Below are 20689 nucleotides of genomic sequence, written 5' to 3' on the forward strand. Positions count from 1 at the left end.
CTCAACCTAGCTCTTATATGCCGGGTTAGCCTGGCGGACAGAGCCGCCATATTCCTTAAGCAGGCGGGAAAAAGCCCCTTCAACAGAAGCTGGCAGGTCCACATGCGCTATATAGTCCTTCCCAAGCGGCCCATAACCATCTTTGTTGTCTCTTAAGCGCGGGATCTCACCCATGAGCAGGCTGATATAACGGTCCATTGGCCACATGCCAGGGATCTTCTTATCATATGCCGGCTGTCCGTCTTTTTCCAAGACATGAACCTGGTAAGCCGCGTAATTAATGATGGTCAGCTCTGGCCGGTACTTGCGTAACACAGCACTTAAGCGCAGCTGCATGGTCGTGTCCTGGCAGAGGATGACCGATGACAGGTCAATATTATGACGGTTAAGCAGGTCTAACAAGTAAGTGATGTTGTTGCCAGAATTGGTCGACTGGCATTCAAGTAAATCGGCAGTAATCTGGTACTTTCTTTGCAAATAGGCGGCAAAAATCTCCGCTTCTGACAAAGAATCAACTTCCAGATCCGGAAAGACGGCTTTTGCCTGGGCCCGCAAGCCATCAGTCGTGTGGCCATGCCCACCGACGATGATGTATTTTTTGGCAATCTCAGCCTTTTTAGCCGCGGCAAAGACATCCCCGCCGGGCAAAATACTGCCGCCAAATAAAACGAAAGCGTCGGCTTGGGGGATGCCGTATTTTCCTTCTAAGGCTGCCGGGGTCAAAGCCGGCAAGTCGCGGGGCCCTAAGTAGTCAGCCAGGGTATTGATGTCGTTAATCATTTTTTATCTCCGGAAAAGGAATGATCGCTGGTGCAGGCACGGTATGCTCACCAAGCATCTTTTCCATCCAAACCATGTCATACCAGCGGCCGAATTTATAGCCGCACTGGTGGAAACGGCCGACAAATTTGTAGCCTAAGTGCTCATGGAAGCGAATGCTGTTGTCATCCAGATACGGATCTTCACCAATAGGAGCAGCGATGCAGGCGTTCAAGTTGAGAAATCCCTGCTTCTTTAAGCAGTCTTCTATCGCGTCATATAGAAATCTGCCTACATGCTGGTGACGGACATTAGCATCAACATAGATCGACAACTCCACGCTATGGTCATAAGCTGCCCGCTCCTTAAATGCACTAGCATAGGCATAGACAACGATTTTGCCATCTTTAAGCGCGACTAGATAGGGATAGATCCGCAGAGTTTTTAAAATCCGGTTTTGAAATTCGCCAATAGGTGGAACTTCATCCTCAAAAGTGATTGCTGTCTTCTCCACATAAGGAGCGTAGATTTCAAGCAATCTTTCCGCATCCCCGACGTTAGCCCTTCTTAACTCTAATTCAGTCAATAGCCTTCTCCATAAAAAACTAGCACTTACTTACTAACAGCTTTATTTTACCATGAAGGAAAAAGCTCAGATAGAACAAGAAAATGTATCCCTGGTATGAAAGATCATACTTAGGGATGCATTTTTCGCTTATTCTTTGTTTGTATCAACTAACTCTTCTTTGTAGACGTCAACAATTTGAACAGGCTTATATTGGAGATAAGAATCCTTCGATTTTACCTCATGGGTATCTGGATCGAAATCAGTAAATAAGTCGAGCTGTGAATCTTCTGGAACGACTAAACCATTATCAGTCTGCTCGCCTTCAACAATCGACTCAAAAGTCTGAGTTGTGCGCTTAACCCAAATCCGTCCTTCTTGCTTATATGAAGCCCATTCACTGAACACGATAGGCTGATCTTGAACGTTCTTATAAGTCAGAGTGTTGCCTTGAACCATGTTGGCGAAAATTATGGTTTTAGCACTTTTCAAAACCTTAGGTTTGCCATGTTCTGGTTGCCCCTTTGCTTTGAGTCCTCTAAGATAGTTCACCGCAAAGGTTTGGTACAAGTTGTGCCGCAACATGCGGTAATTATCTTCCATCAGTTCAATACCGTAAAGAGATGAAAGTCCCAGCAAAATTCTGTCTTCATAATTATCAACTGAATTACTGCCTTCAAGAGCTACTTGCATCTTACGTGTAAGTAGTTCTGTTAAAAAAGCTCCCTCACCAGCTGATGGTTCTAAAAAAGTAGCAGTCAAGTCATTTACTTTAGCACTAATTTCCGGTTGATCCAGCATCAGATCAACTATGCGTTTTGGTGTGAAGACTTCACCGACATCCTTGACCCGATCTGCCGATTTGATCAATCGTTCATCAGTCATTAATCCATTGCCTGCACTTTCGTTTCAATGAAGTTGATTTCTTTCTCAGAGAGATTATATTTCTTATAAAGTTGTTGATCAATTTCTGGGATTGACTTTGTCCAGTCAATATCAGAGTTAGGGGTAAAGTCTTGAAGTGGGACGTATTCCCATTTTGACCTTGTATTCGCTTGGGTTGTTTTCAAAATTCCTAACATCGCACGTGCAAACTTACTTTTAATGTAATTTAGACATGCGGTTGCTTCATCTTCAGAAAGGAAGTTTCCAATTGAAAGAAAAGTTTCAGTAGCACCAATCAACGGTTTTCCAATCAACGGTTTTCCAATCAACGGTGTTGAACGAACTTCACCAAAAGTTCCACTTCCATTTGCTTGTGGAATAAATACTTTAAAGTGATAGAAACTATCTGGAACATCTTGGTATATCTGTCTACCCCACCAATATTCGCGCGTTCTATTAGATAGACCTAAAAATCTAACATAATCATCGTGTCCATCGCTGGGTTTCTCTTTAAAGAAAACTACATCCTTTAGAACTCTGAAGGCACCTGACCCAACATCCTTTTTGTGACCCTTCGATTGTAACTGTTCTATTTCCGGATGATCGGACAAAGCTTTATCGGACAACTTATATACACCACGTCCTGATATTATTTCTGATAGAGATCCATTTGTTTTGGGAAGAACCCTTTTAAGAATGCTATTTAGTTCTGGAAAAGCAGTAAAAATTTCAATAGGCTCAAATTTCTGATGCTCATCTCTCAAAGAGACAGCAACACCACCTTTTATATCAGTGTGCGGGAAGATGTTGCTGCTGTTTGCTTCATACAAAACAACCTTGAAATGAGGATCATTCAGAATCTTCTTATTCCATTGTTTAGACGTACCACCTGCATTAAACAAGAATCTGGCTGGGGTGATCAGCGTTACTAAATCAGATAGTTTATATGAGAGATCCATAAAGTCGCTATAAATCGGTGCAGCATAGTTGTCATTATCACCTGTTGCAGAATCTTGATACGGTGGATTACCAATTACGACGTCGAATTTCATATTTCCAAATAGCCTCTCAATCTTCTTAGCTTCCGCATCAACGTCGGTTTTAGCGTCTTTGATGATATTTTCGACGTATTCCGCGTTAACATCCCAATCTGAATTGTATCCTCTCAGAGTCCGGGTCGCAATTTCCTTTGCCATCGGTGTCTTAGCCACAACAAAGATGTTTTCCCGCAGAATCTTCTGCCAAATGAACTGTTCATCGATCAAACTAAACTTACCAGCCGTCTGATCATTCATCTTCTGGAATTCCTTCCAGTACAGGGATGCAGCCGCAAACAACGGATAAAGCCCAGTCTTGGCGTTGATCTCTAAAATACGGGTATTCTCATGATAAACCCGCTCTGTATCTTCAGATGATACCCAATGCATCGCAGATTTACCATCAACATACTGGGTCTCATAATCGTCGTTATAATAAACAAGTCCGCCAATCGTCTTGCCCAAATGCATGTTAACCACGCGCCATGGCGTAAGCACGGTTTCCTTGTCAGGATTTCTAAAAGTCCCGAAAATATCAGCGATCTTTTCCACCCGGTCAAGTGGATCAGCCTTATCCAGCTCCTTGACATGTCTTCTGATGATCTTACCAGCTTCGATAAAGATCTCCGAGTCGTAATACGGTATGAACTGCTTAAACATTTCCTTGGTAACGCCAGCAGGCATAAATTCCTGCCAGGACACGTCATCAACCCGGTTCATAAATTGCTGAATTGACACGTCTTCATCAAAGTCAATGTCCATCCCGTAGATCATCATCGGTATTCTAATCGAAATACCGCGCAAAATTGAGATCAAAGTCCGGCGCTGTCGCTTAAGAGCATTGACCTTATCAATCGCTTCTTGCTCTTCCTTAGTGCGTTCTTTCGGCTTTTTCTTCCTTGCCTTTCTTGCAGTCTCTGCCTCTTTATCGGTCAAGCCTTGATTGTTGATGTCAATCTTTGTCTCTTGCTTTTCTTTCTTGGTTGTCCCAACAATTGCCTTCAGCTTGTTGAACTTATCAAGAATGTCTTGACTCTCAATATTCAAGAGCTTGTCCGAGTAGATAGAATTATCATCAAAACCAGAGCGAACCGCTCTTTCCGCGTAAGCCTTCTTGAGCTTGGTGAGCAGCGTGTTTACGTTGTAAACATGCATCTTATTGCCCTTCTCACCGATAATCGGCAAGAAGTTAAGCAACTTGGTCATCCGCTCTTCCTGTTCACCGCTGTTCAGCTTACCAGCCCCCGTCGACAAGCTACTTGCTTCGGCCATAACTGTCAAAGCCCGGTCTGGCGCAAAGTCGAAAATGTAGCAGTTGGTCTTCTGACCGAAAGTCACAGACGCATATGGCGTCTGTGCTCTAAAGGCAGCCTGCAGATATTGCATGGCACTGTTGGTGTTTGACAAGAATAAAACGCCAGTCCAAGGCTTAATCGTTACCCCAGTGGTCATCTTCCGTACTGTTAAGGTAATCGTCTTAGTTGTTGCTGGATCTGGATCCATCGCCCGGTTAACGCGTTCTACATCGCTTTGACTGGCTTCTTCATCCGCTGTCTTGTCTCCGCGAACCACGTTAACTACTTTATAGCCTTCTTCGTGGAAGACTGTACCTGGTTCATTAAGCAAGTCTTCCAAGGCGTTACATTCTTTAATCCCTGGCAAAATCCATAAAGTGTGTCGCAAGTTGTTCCGGAAAGTCCGGTTGGCAAATGGATAATTTGTTGGACCAGGTGAAGTAATGTTCTTTAAGAACTGGCGGACATTCTTCTCATGCACAAACTTGCCATTCTCATCAGTCCGGAAGAACTCCTTGAAGTTAAATGAATATCTCCCTAAACCATCCCCGGTAAAGTTGATGTCCTTAAAGTGGTCACTCATCTCAAAGGTGTACATGGAAACCTTTGGCAGACTCTCGTATGGGTTGACTTCATTCGGGTGTTCTTCTGACCAGGCAAGCTTAGCTTCCTGCTCCATGGTGTAGTCCCAAGTGAAAATCTGCTCTTCGTCATAGTCAGACAACAGGTTAAACGGAGTACCGGACAATTCCAAAAGCTTGGTAGTCCGCTTGTTTCTTAATACAGCATCAAGGACGTTTTGTGCCAGGTCAGTCTGCGTCCCTTCGTGGGCTTCATCAACAATAACCAAGTCCCAGGCAACTGAGAAGACATCGTGGTTCTTATCGCTAACCTTGCCACCGATTTCTGTTGACCCCCGCAGGTCTTGAATGGAAGCAAAGTAAACGTATGGCTGGCCTAAGTTTTCCAGTTCCTCAACTGATCTGTGGCCCCGGTTTCTAGAGCCGTAGAGATAGCCAGCCTTGGTCATGCCAATCTTGTTAAAGTCTTCAAACCAGCCCTCGTTGACCACCGGCCGGTGAGTCATAATAAGGACCTTCTTGTACTTAGACTCTTTAACCAAGCTCAAAGCAGTGATGGTCTTACCAAAGCGCATCTTTGCGTTCCAAAGCATACGGTTGTAGTGCTTGTATGCGGCCTTGGTCTTGTCGATTGCATCCCTCTGCTCTGGTCTCAGAGTGATCTTAACCTCAATTGGCTTTTGCTGCTTAGGAGCTTGACTATCCAGCTCAATGGCACTCTTGCCATCTTTGACCGCTTGAATCGCCTTTTTGGCAGTTTCAAGATCGACCTTGTACCACTCGTTGCCTTCCAACCCTTCAGCATGCTTGATCCCAGAACGCTTTAAGACATCATGAACTGCCTCATCTCCAAACCATCTCTTGGTTACTGGTGAGTAGCCCAATTCAGCCCATTCAATGACGTATGGTACACCACCTGTTCCCATGTACTGCTTAACTCGCTTATCAGCACGAATACGCAGATAATCACTATTAGGTCTTAAGTCGTTGTTAAAGTCTTCTTCAATAGATGCCTTGCCAACTTTTCGTGCCCCAATATAGGCTGGCCAATTTCCACTTGAATTATCAGCAGTTTGAATGTAAACCAGTCTTCTCTCAGAAGAAGAGTAATTAGTTTCTCTTTCCGGTTCAATAAACTCATCTGAACTGGTATTGACATGGATGTCGTAATATTTGTGGGCAAAATCAGCGAGCAGGTAGCGAATGTTTTTCAGCTCTTTTAAGCCACTTTCTTTAGTGGCCGTTTCTTCCAAAGCATGTGCTTGAACATTCCCACTGCGCTTAACTTCGTAAAAGACGCTAATAGCCCGGTCAGTCACATAGGCACCCTTCCGCAAGCGAGTCAAATTATCGTTAAAAGTCGCGCGCTCGTCAACCTGCAAGTATTCCAAATCCATGATGTCTTTAGTAAGCTCTTCCGCTATCTTTCTAACGTTGATCACTTCTTCAGAATAGTATCCATCTGCATACAGCCTTTCAGCATTTACTGCATTGGCATAATACTTTTGGAGATCATCCTCATTTTTTAAAAATTCGAAATTACTTTTCATTTTTCCTTACCTCAAATTAGCTATTTACCATTATAAAGTAATAAAGCAATTTTGGCGATACACCTAAAAAAGGCTAGGACCAACGCAATGTCAGTCTAGCCTCTGCTTAATACCATGTTTTACTCCAGCCCCAACCATTTCCTGTTTCTTTCCTCGATCTCCCGGGTCTTTTCCATAGTCAAGCCGCCCTGCATAATTCCAATCGAGGTCTTGTACAAGAAGTCGTTCAAGTCATCTTGCTGGCCAGTCTCATAGAACTTCACCAGCTTGTGCCAAAAGTTTTCCCGCTCTTCAACCGGGACTGCCCGCATTGCCGCGTTATTTTGGACAAAAACGTGGTTGGCCACTAGCTGGGCCGTCCGCTTGTTGCCATCATTAAATCACCGCTCTCTGGCAATATGGCCAAACAAATAGAAGCCTTGCTTTATTGGGTGGTCAATCTCTTTTGCCAGTTGCAACACTTCCTCAATTTTTCCAATAGCTGGCATCCCCGGCTTATAATCCGTTCCCGTAATCCTCACCGGGTAGCTTCTGATCTCACCCGGCTTATCACACAAGCTCTCACATACAATCCGGTTGTATTCCTTCACCAGGTCCAAGTCAACTGGCCGGTCAAGGTTGGACAGCATGAACTGCATCGCCCGCTTCAGATGTGCACGGTAATCACTTCCTTGACGGTCATCCCTTCAGTTGCTTTGCCGTCGCAGATCATCTAACCTCTGGCAGTCCAATACTTTCAACCAGTTCCGTATTGGCAATCTTCCAAACTACATCTGGCAAGAGCCTTTTTACTCCGTCAACCGCCAGATCCCGGTCAACCAGTCTGTATTCGTATTCCATAATCTTCTCCGCTTCAAAATAAAAACGCGGTCTAGCATTAATCCAGTCCGCGCTTATTTTCCGCCCGTCATACCCCAAAACTATGGTTGTGTTTCAACCAGTCCTTGACCAGTTCCTTAACTACAGCATAAATGCCGATCAAAAGAACGGTCGCGATCAACAATGCAAACATTTCCTCTGGATAGATAGAAACGACAATTGCAAATACAACGAATGCTACAAAGCATACCAACAAGTCAATAATTTTCTCGCTAAGCATCATAATCACCCGATTTCTACGGGGCTTAGCGGGCGGTTTTATACTTATATTATACGCCAACTTCCTTGAAAACGCACTCTTGCCCCAGCCTTATTGCCTTAGCATCCAGCCGGTGGCCAATAAATTCAGTCTTGGCGATTGGGACATGTGCTGGCAGCAGGTCCAGGAGAATTTCTGCTGGCAACTGGCTTTCCTTTAACTTGTCCAGCTCACTGAATGTCCCCAGTAAAACGCCGCTGATCTGGTTAAAAATCCCGGTCTCCCAGCATTGCTCAAGTAAACTAGCTACCAGCTCCGGCTGACCCCGGTAGGCCTCCAGCAGCAAGATGCTGCCAGTAAAATCGGGCCAATAGGGCGTCCCCGCCAGTTTCAGCAGGCAGCGGAGGTTGCCCCCGTAAACTGGCCCTACCATTTTACTTCCCCGGACAAAAGTCACTTCTAGCTCATCAAGCTCTTTTGCTGCTTCTTTACCTGCCAGCAGGCGGTCAAAATAGCCGCTCTTCAGCAAATCCTTGTTGACCAGGCAGTTGCGCAGCTGGAAGTTGACCGCCTGGTTGCCGTTTTTGGCCAGGGCCGTCAAGATCGTGGTCAAATCGCTGTAGCCGTAAAAGACCGCCTGGCTGTCCTTGATCTGATCCAGATCCAAGTGCCCTAAAACCGTATTGGCCAAGTCCCCGCCAGAAATGTCAAAAATATGCGCCATCTCTGGATCCAGGAAGAAACTTTCCAGTTCCCTTGCCCGCTTTTCTCCCCGGCCGATTAATGTATCATCGGTCAAAAATTGACTGACCACGACTTCCAGTCCCCGGTCTTCCAAGATCTTTACCAGCTGGTCAACAACTGGCCGATATGCTGCTTTTAAGGGATTTGAACACCCAACCAGGGCTGCCTTCATCATGCTGTCTCCTTTTTACATAAGCAAAATTGTATAAAGCTAATCTGCTATTGCCGCAAACCCTTAGGATAGTAATTCTTCAGCTGTCCCTTGCCAGAGAGTTTCCCAAAGCTGAAAATCATCCCCCGGCAGGAAACCAAGACGAAGCCTTTCAAGCTGCTATTTACTTGTAGGCTTTCCCCATGCAGGTAGTGGTCATACTCGTCTTCAGTTAGGTCAACCACTCTTTCCTGGTCAACTTGACCTAAAACTTCCGCCAGCTGGTGGCTTGGCTCAAAGCGCTTCTTCTTCAAAATTCCCAGTTCCAGACCGTTGTTAAGGACCTTGATCCCTTTCAATTGTTCAGGTTCAAGGGTCGGGACAAAGACATGATCCTGGCTCTTCAGCATCTGGCTTGGCCAGGAAGCCAGACTTTCCGGCCAGTTAAAGCCGGCTATAGCTTCACTGATATAGCCGTACTCTTCCTTGCTTGGCCGCTCCAGGCTGCTTCTATTCCCTTTATTCTTGCCTTTGCCCTTTTTCTTCTTGTCCTCGTTTTTTCTGATTTTTCTGACCGGATAAAAAGCTTCTCCTGCTTCAGCTGCAAAGTTTTCTTCGCCAGCTGCCTTTTGCAGACTGGCGACAAACTGCCCTTCACCAACACCGTCTTGTGGCCAAAAACGGGCACAGTTTGCTAAACTAGCATCCCCGTTGCCCCATTCCGGCCGGCCAGGCGCGGCTTTCTCTGCCGCAATTGGCAAAAGCTTAAAGCCATATTCGTCCAGCAGCCAGCTGACGATCTCCTCGTCTTCTTCTGGTGAAAAGGTGCAGGTCGAATAGAGCAAATACCCTCCCGGCTTCAGCATCTTAACCGCTTCAGTCAAAATTTCCCTTTGCCGGTCTGCGCAGAGATCAACATTCTCCTGGCTCCAGTACTTGATGGCGTCCTCGCTCTTTCTGAACATCCCTTCCCCGCTACATGGCGCGTCCACTAAGATCGCGTCAAAAAATCCCGGGAAACGGGCGCTCAAGGCAAAAGAGTCGCAGTTCGTAACGACAGCGTTTGCTACGCCCCACCGCTCCAGGTTTTCCCGCAAAATTTTGGCCCGGGACGGCGAAATTTCATTGGCTACCAATAAGCCCTCACCTTGCAGCTTCTGGGCTAAAGCCGTGCTTTTCCCGCCGGGAGCCGCGCATAAGTCCAAAACCTTGTCACCTGGCTTAACTGGAATTGCCTGGGCCGGGAACATGGCTGCCGGGTCTTGCGAGTAAACCATGCCAGCTGTCCATTCCGGGTCCTTGCCGGAGACTTCACCGTAATAAGCGTTAGGGATGCCGGGCACCACCTCTTCTTGCGGGTATGCCACTGCTCCCTTTTTCAAACTGTTGATCCGGTAGGCCTTCTTGCTTGGCTCAGCCAATGACTCAAGCAGCTTGCCGGCTTCTTCCTGGCCAAGCAGACCCGTAAATTTCTCCTTAAACTGGTCTGGGATCTCAATCATCCGCCTGTTTCCCCTTTCTGTACATATAAACCATCATTCCAACATATACTGCCAGTTCAACCACGACTGTCCCGAGCAAAAGCAGGCCTAAAATGCTCTGGTTGCTGTAGTAGGCCTTCCACACCAAGAGGAAGTAGGAGGTAAAAGCTTCCAGGACCATAAAGACGATAAAACGCCCGCTCCGGTTCAAGAGGAGGTTGGGCAACAGGTCTCCCTTAACATGGCTCAAATCAGTTTCTTTCCAAGTCAGCCAGGCAATAAGACCCATCAAAAGGACCCCCACGCCCAGCAAAAAGAGGATCAAGAGGGCTTCTGGCATGAGAAGCGTCAATCTTCTTTGCCGGCCCCGCTTGACGAAGTCCGGCCAATAGGTCTCACTCTTTAAGTGGCTGGCGATCTTGCCGATCGTCTGGCTGCTGGCGTCCACGTACAAGGTAAAGTGGTTTATCCGGCTTTGCCCGGTTTCCTGCTTAACCCCCGTCGTCAAGTAGTAGGCCTTGCTGGACTGGTATGGCACAGCTTTAAGGCTGCCGACAACTGAATAGTACTGGCCGTTGGCGATCAAGTAAGTATTGCCCTGGGTCTTGATCTGGGCAGCCGCTGAAGATGGGGAGACCGCCGCGATGGTGACCTGCCCTTTAAAGTCATCTTCACTGAAAAAGCGGCCACTGGAAACAGGGAAGTAGTTGAGGTCCCTGTTTTGTGACCAGATCAAGACCTGGTTCTTGTCCTCCTTGCTCTTGAACTGCATCTGGATGCTTTCCTTAGGGAATTCTTTCTTGATCCACTTAAGGAAGGAGGCAATTGTCATGGTCTTCTTCGGCTTGACGATTCGGGCCTCCATGCTCATCCCCTGCGCCTGCAGAATTTGGTCAGCCAGCTGGGACTGCATGTTGGAGTAGACGATGCCAATCATGATGAAGAGGGAAAAGGTGGACAAAATAACAAACAGTTTGTACCTTTTCATCAGCTCACCTCAATAAACTTTTCCTTGATAAAGTCGTAGGACTTAAAGCTGCGGTTAATCTTTCTCAGTTCGCTTGATTTGGCGAAATGCTTTCTGGTCCAGAATTCCGGGGAATTGGTCACCCCTTTTTCCCCGATGAAAAAGAGGCGGGCAGCTGGAGCGTAGTGCTGCTTGGCAGCGATCAGTTCCAAATCCGCCTGGCCGAAATTCGGCGCCCAGGAGCAGAGAATCATGTCGCAGGTCGCGTACTTCATGACTGCCTGGTCAGCTGGCAGGTTTTCAACTGGGTAAAAAGGCTTCTTCCCGGTCTTTGAGCTCCTGGACCATTCTAAAGAATCCGTGGCCCAGACTTGAATCCCGGCCTCGCTCAAGGCCTTAGACCAGTAGGCGTTGCCAGCCATAACTTCCAGGGCTGTCTCAATCCCTAATTCGTTCTTAAAAAGCTGGGCCGTCTCCATGTTTGGCAGTGACCAGATCCCATATTCCAGAGACAGGTACTGGCGGACATTGTTCAGCAGGTTGTTTAAAACCCGCAGGTCCTTGATCTGGCTGTCAGGCGGCTCCCAGGTCAGCTCGGCAAAACGGTCATCACTGATGCCTAAGCGGTCTGGCGCGAACAGCAGCATCCGCTGGCTAGATACGCACTCATCGATCATTTTGATCTCTTGCACTTGCCGGCCCAGTTCCGGATCAGCAAATTCCTTGGCTAAGGCTGAAATTTTTTCAATAAATTGTGTCATATGCATTCCTCACCAGTTGATTTTATCATTTACCAACCTTTTGAGGTAGCCTGGACGATTGCAAAAAAATGACCTGGCTAAGAAAGCCAGGTCTAAACTATTCAATTAAATTACAGATCTGCCGCCAGGTCGGCCATTTCTTCGTCGACCCCGTTGGCCAGCAGCATGTCACGCGTCTCCAGCTTAGCTGCATTTTCCTTTTGCACCGGCTTTGGAGCCGCAAGACCAGTTGCCTGCTCGGTCATCTTGTTGCTGACGCCATTGGCAATCATGGTGTCCATCAACATGGTTTCTTCCGTGCTTCTCATTTTAACCAGCCTTCTTTCTGTAAAGCGCTTTTTTACTTAAGATTATTATAGCACCATTTTAAGCGTGAAAGCTGATTTTATGCCGATGACAGCGATTTCCTTATTTTACAAACTTTTGCCGTTATTTTCCCAAAAATTTAACTCTTCCTAGTACCCGTCCGGCAAAAATGCAGCAATTGCCGCGGTTAAGCCAGTCACGATTGTTTCCAAAGCCATTGATGGCTGATTTGGCCGCTTGACCACCTGCTCTGGCAAAAAAGGTATATGAATGAAGCCAGCCTGCATCCCCGGATATTCTTTTCTCAAGCTCTGCGCGTAATACATGACATGGTTGCAGACAAAGCAGCCGGCCGTGGTCGACACTTCAGCCGGGATGCCCGCCGCTTTAACAGCTTTGACCATTTCCTTAACCGGCAGCTGGGTAAAGTAAGCCGCTGGGCCCTCCGGATTAATCGCCTGTCCTTCCCGCTTTTCCCCGTCATTGTCCGCGACCGGGCAATCATCATAGTTGATGGCGACTAGTTCTGGAGTCAAACAGGCCCGGCCACCGGCCTGGCCCACGCTTAAGACAAAGCCTGGCTCTTCTCTTTCAACAGCTGCTTGCAGCTTTTTCTCACTTTTCTGGTAGCTGGTCGGCAGCTGCAGCTTGATAATCTCACAGCCAGCGATTTCGTCTGGCAGCAATTTCACTGCTTCAATGGCTGGATTGATTTTTTCATGGTTGAAGGGGTTAAAACCTGTCACTAATATTTTGGTCATTATTGTTCCTTTCTTGAAAAAAAGCCCCGATTGCGAGTAAACTAGATTCATATCCAAAGAATAGAAAGTGGGTCCAACATGTTTTTCTTCTTCCTAGAACCAGTTTTAATCTACAACTGGCTCCTTATCCTGGCCGCGGTTATCCCCGCCATCTTCCTAATGATCAAGGTTTACCAATCTGACCGGCTGGAGCCGGAAAGCCCCTACCTTTTGTGGAAAATGGTGACCGGGGGGATCTGGTCAGCGGTGGTTGCCGGCATCCTTGAATGGATCGCCAATGGCGTTTTAACTTCTTATGTCTCGCAAAAAGATCCAATCTACAACGTCATCATGTACTTCGTGATCGTTGCCTACGCTGAAGAAGGAGCCAAGTACTTCTTCTTAAAGCGCCGGTCCTGGTTCAGCCGGGAATTTAACTGCCAGTATGACGGGGTTGTCTACGCTGTCTTCGTGGCCCTGGGCTTTGCCCTCTGGGAAAATATCTCCTACGTCATGATCTACGGCTTCTCTACCGCCTTAGTCCGGGCTGTAACGGCCGTTCCCGGCCACGCCTGCTTCGGCGTCTTCATGGGGATCTTCTATGGCTTGTCCCGCGGCTACGCCTACCTGGGCAAAAACATCCGGTCCAAGTTCTTCCGCGTTTTGGCTATCGTCGTGCCAGCCGCCCTGCACGGCAGCTACGACTACGTGGCTTCCCTTAATTCCGCTGAAGGGCAGTGGATCTTCCTGGCCTTCATCTCCGTCCTTTTCTTCATCTCCTTCCATCTGGTGAACAAGATGTCCAAAAACGACAAGTACTTCCAAATCGACCGGTGGAATTACCTCTTCTAGACTTTATTCACAAGTAAAAAATCTGTCCCTGCCTCCCTGGTAGGGGCAGATTTCTTTTTGTCCAAATTCTTTTTAGTCCAGTTCTGCCAGGTCGTATGGCGTTTCCTGGTAAACGGCGTAGTTGATCCAGTTGCTGAAGAAGGTTGAGGCGGCCAGACTCCAGGTCAAGCGGGGCTTTTTCTCCGGATCGTCATCCGGGAAGTAGTTAACCGGCAAAAGCGGATTGATACCGGCATTAAGGTCTCTATGGTATTCCTCAGACAAGGTGTCTCTGGAGTATTCCAAATGGCCAAAGCTGTAGATCTGCCGCAAGTCGTCACTAGCCGCGATTGCAACCCCGACTTCCGGCCCCTCCGCCAAAATCTGCAGACTGCACTTCTTTAATTGGTCTGGGTAAATCGTGGTATAGCGGGAGTGCGGACAGCGGTAGGAGTCGTCAAAGCCGCGAAGAAGGGGGCTGGTCCCCACTACTTCCTGCTCATAAATGCCGGACAGCTTCTTTTCCAGAGTCTGCTTGTCGATCCCAAAGTGATAGTAAAGCCCGGCTTGCGCTCCCCAGCAAAGGTGGAGGCTGGAGTAGACATGGGTCTTGGACCATTCCATCAGCTGGCAGAGCTCGCTCCAGTAGTCGACCTCCTTGAAAGGCAGCTGTTCAACCGGGGCGCCAGTAATAATCATCCCATCATAGCGCTTGTCCTTGATGTCGGCAAAGGTCCGGTAGTAGTTTTCCAGGTATTCGTTGGAAGTATTTTTAGACTTATGACTGGCCATGTAGAGGAATTCCACTTCCAGCTGCAAGGGCGTGTTGGCCAGGTGGCGAAGCAATTGCACTTCCGTGTTGGCCTTCTTAGGCATCAGGTTAACCACCAGAATCTTTAAAGGCCGGATGTTCTGGGTCCGGGCTCTTTGCGAGTCCATGACAAAAATATTCTCCTGCCTTAACACATCAATGGCGGCTAACTGTTTATCTAAAGTAATTGGCATAGTGCACTCTCCTGTCTGAATTCTTTTGTTTAATTTACCATTCTTTCTGAAAAAATGCTAACAAAATAATTAGACTTTTTAAACTTTTACAAAACGAAAAAAGTCCGCCAAAGCGGACTTTCTCAAGCAGACATCTTGTCAAATTTACTGTTTTAAAATTAGCCTTCAATGTTGAAGACAACGGACTTGACCCGGGTCATGGCTTGAATGGAGTACTTGACCCCCTGTACGCCTGCCCCTGAGCTCTTTACGCCCAGGAATGGGAAGTTGTCCGGACCTCTTTGGGTCTTGTTGTTGATGTGGACTGTGCCCACTTCCAATTTTCCTGCAATGGCAAAGGCTTTTTCAAAGTTCCGTGAGAAGACGGAGCTTTGCAGGCCGTATTCTGATTCATTGGCAATCTTGACAGCTTCGTCAGCTGACTTGACGCGGATGAATGGCAATACTGGCCCAAATGGTTCTTCCCAGGCCAGGCGCATGTCAGTCGTCACTTGGTCCATGACCATTGGGTAGATCAGGTTGCCTTCGCGCTTGAAGTCAAACAAAGGCTTAGCGCCCTTTTCTGCGGCTTCTTCAATTAAGCCTTGTACGTAGTCGGCAGACTTAGTGTCGATCAAAGGAGTGATGTCGGCATCCTCTTCTGGCATCCCGACCGTCAAATCCTTGACCAAAGCAGTCACCTTTTCAACCAATTCGTCAGCCACGCTGTCCATGACCAGAACCCGCTTAACGGCGGTACAACGCTGGCCGGAGTAGCCAAAGGCGCCGGCAACGATGTTCTTGGCCGTCAAGTCCAAGTCAGCGTCTTCCAAGACGATGGCCGCGTCCTTGCCGCCAAGTTCCAGCATAATTGGTCGCATCCCGGCCAGTTTGCCGATGTTCTTGCCGACAGCACTGGAACCGGTGAAGTTGATGAAGTTGACTGCCGGGTGTTCAACGATGTAGTCGCCGATAACCCGGCCCCGGCCGGTAATGGTGTTAAAGACGCCGGCTGGCAGGCCAGCTTCGGCGAAGGCTTTGGCCAAAAGCAGACCGGAGATTGCCCCTTGTGTCGGCGGCTTGAAGGCCACCACGTTCCCGCCCATCAAAGCAGGCGCGATCTTTGAGCCGGCCAGGTTAACCGGGTAGTTGAAGGGTGAAATTGCCAAAACCAGGCCGACTGGTTCCCGGCGGACAACAGCCAGCTTGTTCTTGCTTGCCGCTTCAAAGTTGCCGCCTTCCATAACTTCCCCGTCCAAAGTTACGCCGACCTTGGCCGTATATTCAACGATTTCCGCCGTCCGGGTTACTTCACCGATAGAGGACTTGAGGCCCTTGGCGATTTCCTTGGACAAGGTAGAACCGATCTTTTCAGCATCCCGGTAAAGGATGTCCGCAGCCTTTTGCAAGTATGCGGCCCGTTCAACGTATGAGAGGGCCCGCCAGGCTGGAAGGGCCTTTTTGGCTCTGTCCATTACGTAGTCCACGTCTTCGTGGGACATGGCAGGTACAGTACCCAGGGACTTGCCAGTTGCTGGTTCGAAAATTTCAATCGCGTCAGCGGAGTCCCGCCATTCGCCATTGACATAGTTTAAATAGTGTTCTGTCAAGAGAGCAACTCCTTTCATGGATGTAATCACATCTACATTTTAATGCTTTTCTAACTATTTTCAAGCCTTTTTGCAGAAAAAGTACCTACCAATTTTCTAATTAGAGCAGACCATGCTGCTTCAGGTACTGGCGGGCCACCTTGCTGGCGCTCTCGTGCTTGACGGTCACCTTGTAGTTCATTTCCTGCATTTCAGCTTCAGTAATCTTGCCAGCAAGCTTGTTCAGGCTTTTGACGACGCCGGGATGCTTTTGGGCAAAAGAATTTTTCAGCAAAGGCGCCCCTTGGTATGGCGGGAAAAAGCTCTTGTCATCCTTTAAGGCGACTAAGTCATACTGCTTGATCTGGGGATCGGTCGTATAGCCGTCAACGACTGCGACCTTGCCGCTGGCAATTGCCTTATAGCGCAGAGCAGGTTCCATAGTTTTAACCTTGAAGTTCAGGCCATATTCCTTCTTTAATCCCAGGTAGCCATCCTGCTGGTTGGCAAAGTTCGGGTCAAAAGCAGCGGTTAAGGAAGCGTCCACTTTCGCCAAGTCGCTTAAGCTCTTAATATTATGTTTCTTGGCAAAAGCCTTCGTAACCGCCAAGTCGTAGCCGTTCTGATAGTTCATTGGCGGCAGGTAAGTCAGCTGGTCCTCCTCAGCCATCAGCTTTTTAGCCAGCTGGTAAGTTTTAGCCGGGTCATGCGGAGTGGCCACCTTCTTTTTAGCCAGGCCTTGCAGAACCGTCCCGGTAAATTCCGGATAGATGTCGATTTTGCCCGTCTTTAAGGCATTGAACAGGAAGCTGGTCCCGCCAAAGTTGTTCTTAAGGGTCACCTTGACATGAGGATTGTCCCTTTCAATCAAGTCCTTGTACATGTTGATCAAAATGTCTGGTTCACTCCCCAGCTTGCCAGCGATGACGACTTCCTCTTGCTTCGGGGTAAAATATTTCGGAGCCTGGCTAACTCCTAAGCCAATGGCAAAAATTGCCAGGACGGCGGCTGTGACACGGAAGTGCTTTTTTGATGAGGCCATGAACTTGAGCAGGCCAGACATGGCCAAAGTCAAGACAGCTGACAGACCAGCCCCGATCAAGATATAGGTGTTGTTGTTTTGCTGGATCCCGATCATGATGTAGGTCCCAAGCCCACCGGCCCCAATCATGGCAGCTAGCGTGGCTGTCCCAATAATCATGACTAAGGAAATGCTGACGCCGGAAAGGATTATGGGCAGGGCAATGGGGAATTCCAGGCGGGATAATTTTTTCCAGCGGCTTAAGCCAAAGGCATCGGCCGCTTCTTCCAAGTTGGGATCGATATTTCTTAAAGCCGAGTAGGTATTCTGGTAGATTGGCATGATCCCGTACGCAGTCAAGGCGATCAAGGCCGGAGTCGTCCCGATTCCGACAAAAGGAATCAAGAGACCGAGCAGGGCCAGACTGGGGATGGTCTGGATGATACTGGTGATCTGGAAGACCACTTCCCCGGCTCTTTTGCTGTGGGCCAGGAGCATCCCTAAAGGAATGGCGATCAAGCAAGAAAGCAAGAGGGCTTCCATGGATAAGAGCAAGTGCTCACCTAAAGCCTGCCAGATCTGCCCTTGGTGGGACGATATAGTATTGATCAATTCACTCATCTCTTAGTCCCCCCATTTTCCAAAGTAGTGCAACAGGTCGCTGGACTTGATTTGGTAACCTGCTCCCTGGTAGGCAAATTGCAAAAAGCCAGCTTTTTCAGCTAATCCCGTGACTTCTTCGACTTTCTCAACTTCCGGCAGATTCTCTTCTGTAATTCTATTTACGTATGGACTAGCCAAAAGCTCAAGCATAGTGCCCAGCCGTGGCCGGGCGCTCTTGAAGAAGTCAGCCACAAAGGAGTTGGCGGGCTTTTGCACGATTTCTTCCGGGTTGCCGACTTGCAGCAGGCAGCCATCCTGGATAACCCCGATCCGGTCCCCTAAACGCAAGGCTTCCTGCATGTCGTGGGTCACGAAGACAACCGTGGTCTTGCTTTGCCGGTGCAGGTCAAGTAGGAGCTCTTGCTGCTGGCGGCGCAGGACCGGGTCTAAGGCACTGAAGGATTCGTCCATCAAGATCAATTTGGGTTGGCTGGCCATGGCCCGGGCGATAGCGACCCGCTGCTGCTGGCCGCCTGAAAGTTCTTTGGGCAGCCGGGAGATATACTTGTCCCCTTCCAGGCCAACCTGGGCCAGTAATGCTAAGGCCCGCTTCTTTCGTTCAACCTTTTTGACTCCGGCTTCTTCCAGCTGGATAGTGATATTGTCGCCAACCGTTAAGTTAGGAAAAAGGCTGCTAGTCTGCAGGACATAGCCCATATGCAGGCGGAGCTGGCGCAGGTCGTGGTCTTTGACTCTTTTGCCGTCTAAGTAGACATCGCCATGAGTCGGTTCTGTTAAACGGTTGATCATTCTGAGCAAAGTCGTCTTCCCGCTCCCGCTGGGGCCGACTAAGACAAAAAGCTCCCCGTCATTGATTGTAAGATTTATCTGCTTCAAGATGACATTGTCTCCATAGGTCATCCCGACATCGCGGTATTCGATCATTTTCCCCTCCATCTCGCAGGGCATTCATGTAACTTAAATGGTTTCTCGACTTAGCATAAACTCTTTCTTAGCCCTTGTAAAGGTAAAAGCTACAGCTTTCTTCTTTTTCTTGGCCAGGAATCTATAATAGTTTCTCATCCTTCTATCTTGGGCCAGCTAGTTATAAGAAAAGTGTAAAAGCAGTACTATTGCTTAGTCGGTATCTTCGTATCTTCCATGCGGGTATAATCTTCATTCTGCTCTTGCTGACAAAGAACTTGCTTTTAGCAATTTCAGTTACTATACTGGTAATTAGATAAGTTACATGATTTGCCTAATTATTTGGGAGAGAAAAACAAATGAAAGTATCAACCCGCTTTAGTGACAGCATCCACCTTTTGACCTTTCTCGTGATCTACAAAGGAAAGACCACTCTGTCCAGCAACATCATCGCCAGTTCTTTAAATACTTCGCCAGTTATGGTGAGACGGTTAATGTCGAATTTAAGGGATGCCGGCTTTATCAAGACGACCCATGGGTCACCGGATCCAGAGCTATTAAGGGAGCCAAAAGACATCAGCCTGCTGGAAATCTATCTGGCAACTGAAGGTAAAAGTCCCCTTTTTGCAATCGACCACGAAACAAATCCGGACTGCATTGTCGGCGGCAACATCCAGCCAACCTTGACCGACTACTTTTCCCACGCGGAGATCGCGGCGGAGGCGGTTTTAGGTAAGATCAGCCTGCAGGACGTGATTGACACGATTTTGGTTAAAGAAGCCGCGAAAAAGCAGGCAGAAAATAGTAAAGAAGAATAAGCGGAGAAAAATTGTAAGGAAGTCAAAATGAAATACACGATTACTGGCGCAACCGGCCACTTAGGCAGAAAAGGCTGACCCCTTGGTCCCATACCTGCCGGAGTTGATTGCAAGAGGCAATGTGATCTACCCGGTTGGCGATCAGGCGATGAGTTTTATCTCAAGAAAAGACAGTGCGGAAGCTATTGCCAATGTCGCTGTCCGGCCTTACCTCAGAGACAAGGGGCAGATTTACCTTTTGACCCAGGAAAAGAACTATAACATGGTTGAATTAAGCCGGATCATGACTGAAGTTACCGGAGAAAAGATCGGCTACCAGCCGGTCAGCCTAGAAGAATTCGCGAATATCTACCGGTCTGAAGGCGACGGGGATGAACTGGCCTCCATGTACAAGGCGGCAACCATGGGCTTGATGGACGGAGTTACTGATGACTTCACCCGGATCACGGGCCATACCCCACAGAATATGAAGGACTTTTTGGCAGAAAACTACAAGAAGTAAGATGAATCAGCTTTAACAGCAAAGAAAAAGGATGCAGCTCTACTGGGTTACATCCTTTTGTTTATTTAGGCAAATCTGCCGTATGTTCCAAGCGGTCGATCCGCTGGTCTAAAGTCGGGTGGTCAGAGATCAAGTTGGTCCACCAGTGCTTGACTTGGAAGTTGTTAAAAGCTAAAGCTAAAACCATGGGGTTCTCCTTTTGCTGCTGATATTGCTGCTCAATAGCTTCCAGCTTTTTCAATGCACCGACAATGCACTGCGGATTTCTGGTCAGGTCGACTGAACCAATGTCCGCCAGGTATTCCCGCTGCCGGGACATAGACAAGTTGAGCAATTTGGCGATTGGCAAAGCCACGATGAATAGTCCAGCGCCAACTGCTAAGGCAATCGAGCCAAAGAACCAGCAAATGCACTTGGTGATAACCCCGCCATCCATCTTAAACAAGGTCCAGCCAAGAGCCAGCAGGTAAACGGCAGCCAGGTAGATAAAACTAGTGTAGCGTCATGATGATATTTT

Annotated in this window: 20 protein-coding genes and 1 pseudogene; 3 read left to right on the top strand and 18 right to left on the bottom strand. The window is 48.0% G+C overall.

Translation table 11 applies throughout. The features are described 5' to 3' along the window. Positions 1 to 6: 6 nt before the first annotated feature. From HMPREF3168_RS00150 to pcp, 13 genes are all read right to left on the bottom strand, one after another. Positions 7 to 780 carry a YdcF family protein gene (locus HMPREF3168_RS00150; RefSeq protein ID WP_070487866.1) on the bottom strand — a complete coding sequence of 258 codons (774 nt, stop codon included), beginning with the start codon at positions 778 to 780 and terminating at the stop codon, positions 7 to 9. After that, the gene (locus HMPREF3168_RS00155; protein ID WP_070487868.1) at positions 773 to 1345 is read right to left on the bottom strand and encodes a GNAT family N-acetyltransferase; all 573 of its coding nucleotides are present in this window, start codon (positions 1343 to 1345) and stop codon (positions 773 to 775) included. Before HMPREF3168_RS00155 ends, HMPREF3168_RS00150 begins: the two co-directional genes overlap by 8 nt. Positions 1346 to 1474: 129 nt before the next feature. Continuing rightward, positions 1475 to 2209, bottom strand: coding sequence for a DNA methyltransferase family protein (locus HMPREF3168_RS00160; protein ID WP_070487870.1), 735 nt, complete (start codon positions 2207 to 2209; stop codon positions 1475 to 1477). Continuing rightward, positions 2209 to 6672: an Eco57I restriction-modification methylase domain-containing protein gene (locus HMPREF3168_RS00165; protein WP_070487873.1), complete on the bottom strand. Its 4464-nt coding sequence runs from the start codon at positions 6670 to 6672 to the stop codon at positions 2209 to 2211. Before HMPREF3168_RS00165 ends, HMPREF3168_RS00160 begins: the two co-directional genes overlap by 1 nt. 119 nt (positions 6673 to 6791) lie before the next feature. Beyond that, positions 6792 to 7019, bottom strand: coding sequence for a hypothetical protein (locus tag HMPREF3168_RS00170; RefSeq protein ID WP_035161188.1), 228 nt, complete (start codon positions 7017 to 7019; stop codon positions 6792 to 6794). Between the two features lie 33 nt (positions 7020 to 7052). Further along, complete coding sequence (locus HMPREF3168_RS00175; protein WP_035161191.1) at positions 7053 to 7310, bottom strand: hypothetical protein; 258 nt, start codon at positions 7308 to 7310, stop codon at positions 7053 to 7055. Positions 7311 to 7380: 70 nt separating this feature from the next. Then, complete coding sequence (locus HMPREF3168_RS10880) at positions 7381 to 7512, bottom strand: hypothetical protein (RefSeq protein ID WP_256388587.1); 132 nt, start codon at positions 7510 to 7512, stop codon at positions 7381 to 7383. Between the two features lie 308 nt (positions 7513 to 7820). Next, positions 7821 to 8669 carry an LD-carboxypeptidase gene (locus tag HMPREF3168_RS00185; RefSeq protein WP_070487875.1) on the bottom strand — a complete coding sequence of 283 codons (849 nt, stop codon included), beginning with the start codon at positions 8667 to 8669 and terminating at the stop codon, positions 7821 to 7823. 44 nt (positions 8670 to 8713) lie between these two features. After that, positions 8714 to 10147, bottom strand: a complete 1434-nt coding sequence (locus HMPREF3168_RS00190) for an RsmB/NOP family class I SAM-dependent RNA methyltransferase (protein ID WP_070487876.1) — start codon at positions 10145 to 10147, stop codon at positions 8714 to 8716. Further along, the gene (locus tag HMPREF3168_RS00195; RefSeq protein ID WP_070487878.1) at positions 10140 to 11114 is read right to left on the bottom strand and encodes a hypothetical protein; all 975 of its coding nucleotides are present in this window, start codon (positions 11112 to 11114) and stop codon (positions 10140 to 10142) included. The genes HMPREF3168_RS00190 and HMPREF3168_RS00195 overlap by 8 nt, the downstream gene beginning before the upstream one ends. Beyond that, on the bottom strand, positions 11114 to 11854 hold the full coding sequence (locus HMPREF3168_RS00200; protein ID WP_070487880.1) for an SAM-dependent methyltransferase: 741 nt from the start codon (positions 11852 to 11854) through the stop codon (positions 11114 to 11116). Before HMPREF3168_RS00200 ends, HMPREF3168_RS00195 begins: the two co-directional genes overlap by 1 nt. Before the next feature lie 110 nt (positions 11855 to 11964). Beyond that, positions 11965 to 12162 (bottom strand): hypothetical protein, encoded by a 198-nt coding sequence (locus HMPREF3168_RS00205; RefSeq protein WP_070487881.1) that lies wholly within the window; start codon positions 12160 to 12162, stop codon positions 11965 to 11967. Positions 12163 to 12309: 147 nt separating this feature from the next. Beyond that, positions 12310 to 12921: a pyroglutamyl-peptidase I gene (pcp, locus tag HMPREF3168_RS00210; protein ID WP_070487883.1), complete on the bottom strand. Its 612-nt coding sequence runs from the start codon at positions 12919 to 12921 to the stop codon at positions 12310 to 12312. 78 nt (positions 12922 to 12999) lie between these two features. Between pcp and HMPREF3168_RS00215 the strand changes: the two genes are divergently transcribed. Further along, positions 13000 to 13752 carry a PrsW family intramembrane metalloprotease gene (locus tag HMPREF3168_RS00215; RefSeq protein WP_070487886.1) on the top strand — a complete coding sequence of 251 codons (753 nt, stop codon included), beginning with the start codon at positions 13000 to 13002 and terminating at the stop codon, positions 13750 to 13752. A 72-nt stretch (positions 13753 to 13824) separates the two neighbouring features. On the opposite strand, the gene metA is transcribed toward HMPREF3168_RS00215, so the two are convergent. The 4 genes from metA to HMPREF3168_RS00235 form a co-directional block, all read right to left on the bottom strand. Next, positions 13825 to 14736 (bottom strand): homoserine O-succinyltransferase, encoded by a 912-nt coding sequence (gene metA / locus HMPREF3168_RS00220; protein ID WP_070487889.1) that lies wholly within the window; start codon positions 14734 to 14736, stop codon positions 13825 to 13827. Positions 14737 to 14894: 158 nt separating this feature from the next. Continuing rightward, positions 14895 to 16325 (bottom strand): NADP-dependent glyceraldehyde-3-phosphate dehydrogenase, encoded by a 1431-nt coding sequence (locus HMPREF3168_RS00225; protein ID WP_070487890.1) that lies wholly within the window; start codon positions 16323 to 16325, stop codon positions 14895 to 14897. A 100-nt stretch (positions 16326 to 16425) separates the two neighbouring features. Further along, complete coding sequence (locus tag HMPREF3168_RS00230; RefSeq protein WP_070487892.1) at positions 16426 to 17946, bottom strand: ABC transporter permease/substrate-binding protein; 1521 nt, start codon at positions 17944 to 17946, stop codon at positions 16426 to 16428. 3 nt (positions 17947 to 17949) lie between these two features. After that, positions 17950 to 18873: an ATP-binding cassette domain-containing protein gene (locus tag HMPREF3168_RS00235; RefSeq protein WP_003614260.1), complete on the bottom strand. Its 924-nt coding sequence runs from the start codon at positions 18871 to 18873 to the stop codon at positions 17950 to 17952. A 338-nt stretch (positions 18874 to 19211) separates the two neighbouring features. Between HMPREF3168_RS00235 and HMPREF3168_RS00240 the strand changes: the two genes are divergently transcribed. Both HMPREF3168_RS00240 and HMPREF3168_RS00245 read left to right on the top strand, forming a co-directional pair. Continuing rightward, positions 19212 to 19670: an Rrf2 family transcriptional regulator gene (locus HMPREF3168_RS00240; RefSeq protein WP_070487894.1), complete on the top strand. Its 459-nt coding sequence runs from the start codon at positions 19212 to 19214 to the stop codon at positions 19668 to 19670. Between the two features lie 82 nt (positions 19671 to 19752). Continuing rightward, positions 19753 to 20172, top strand: a complete 420-nt coding sequence (locus HMPREF3168_RS00245; RefSeq protein ID WP_070487896.1) for a Rossmann-fold NAD(P)-binding domain-containing protein — start codon at positions 19753 to 19755, stop codon at positions 20170 to 20172. A 61-nt stretch (positions 20173 to 20233) separates the two neighbouring features. Here HMPREF3168_RS00245 and HMPREF3168_RS00250 read toward each other — a convergent pair. Then, positions 20234 to 20668: pseudogene (locus HMPREF3168_RS00250) on the bottom strand (M48 family metalloprotease); the annotation flags it as partial. Positions 20669 to 20689 lie beyond the last annotated feature (21 nt).

Source organism: Lactobacillus sp. HMSC08B12, assembly GCF_001808415.1.
Lineage (GTDB): Bacteria > Bacillota > Bacilli > Lactobacillales > Lactobacillaceae > Lactobacillus > Lactobacillus delbrueckii.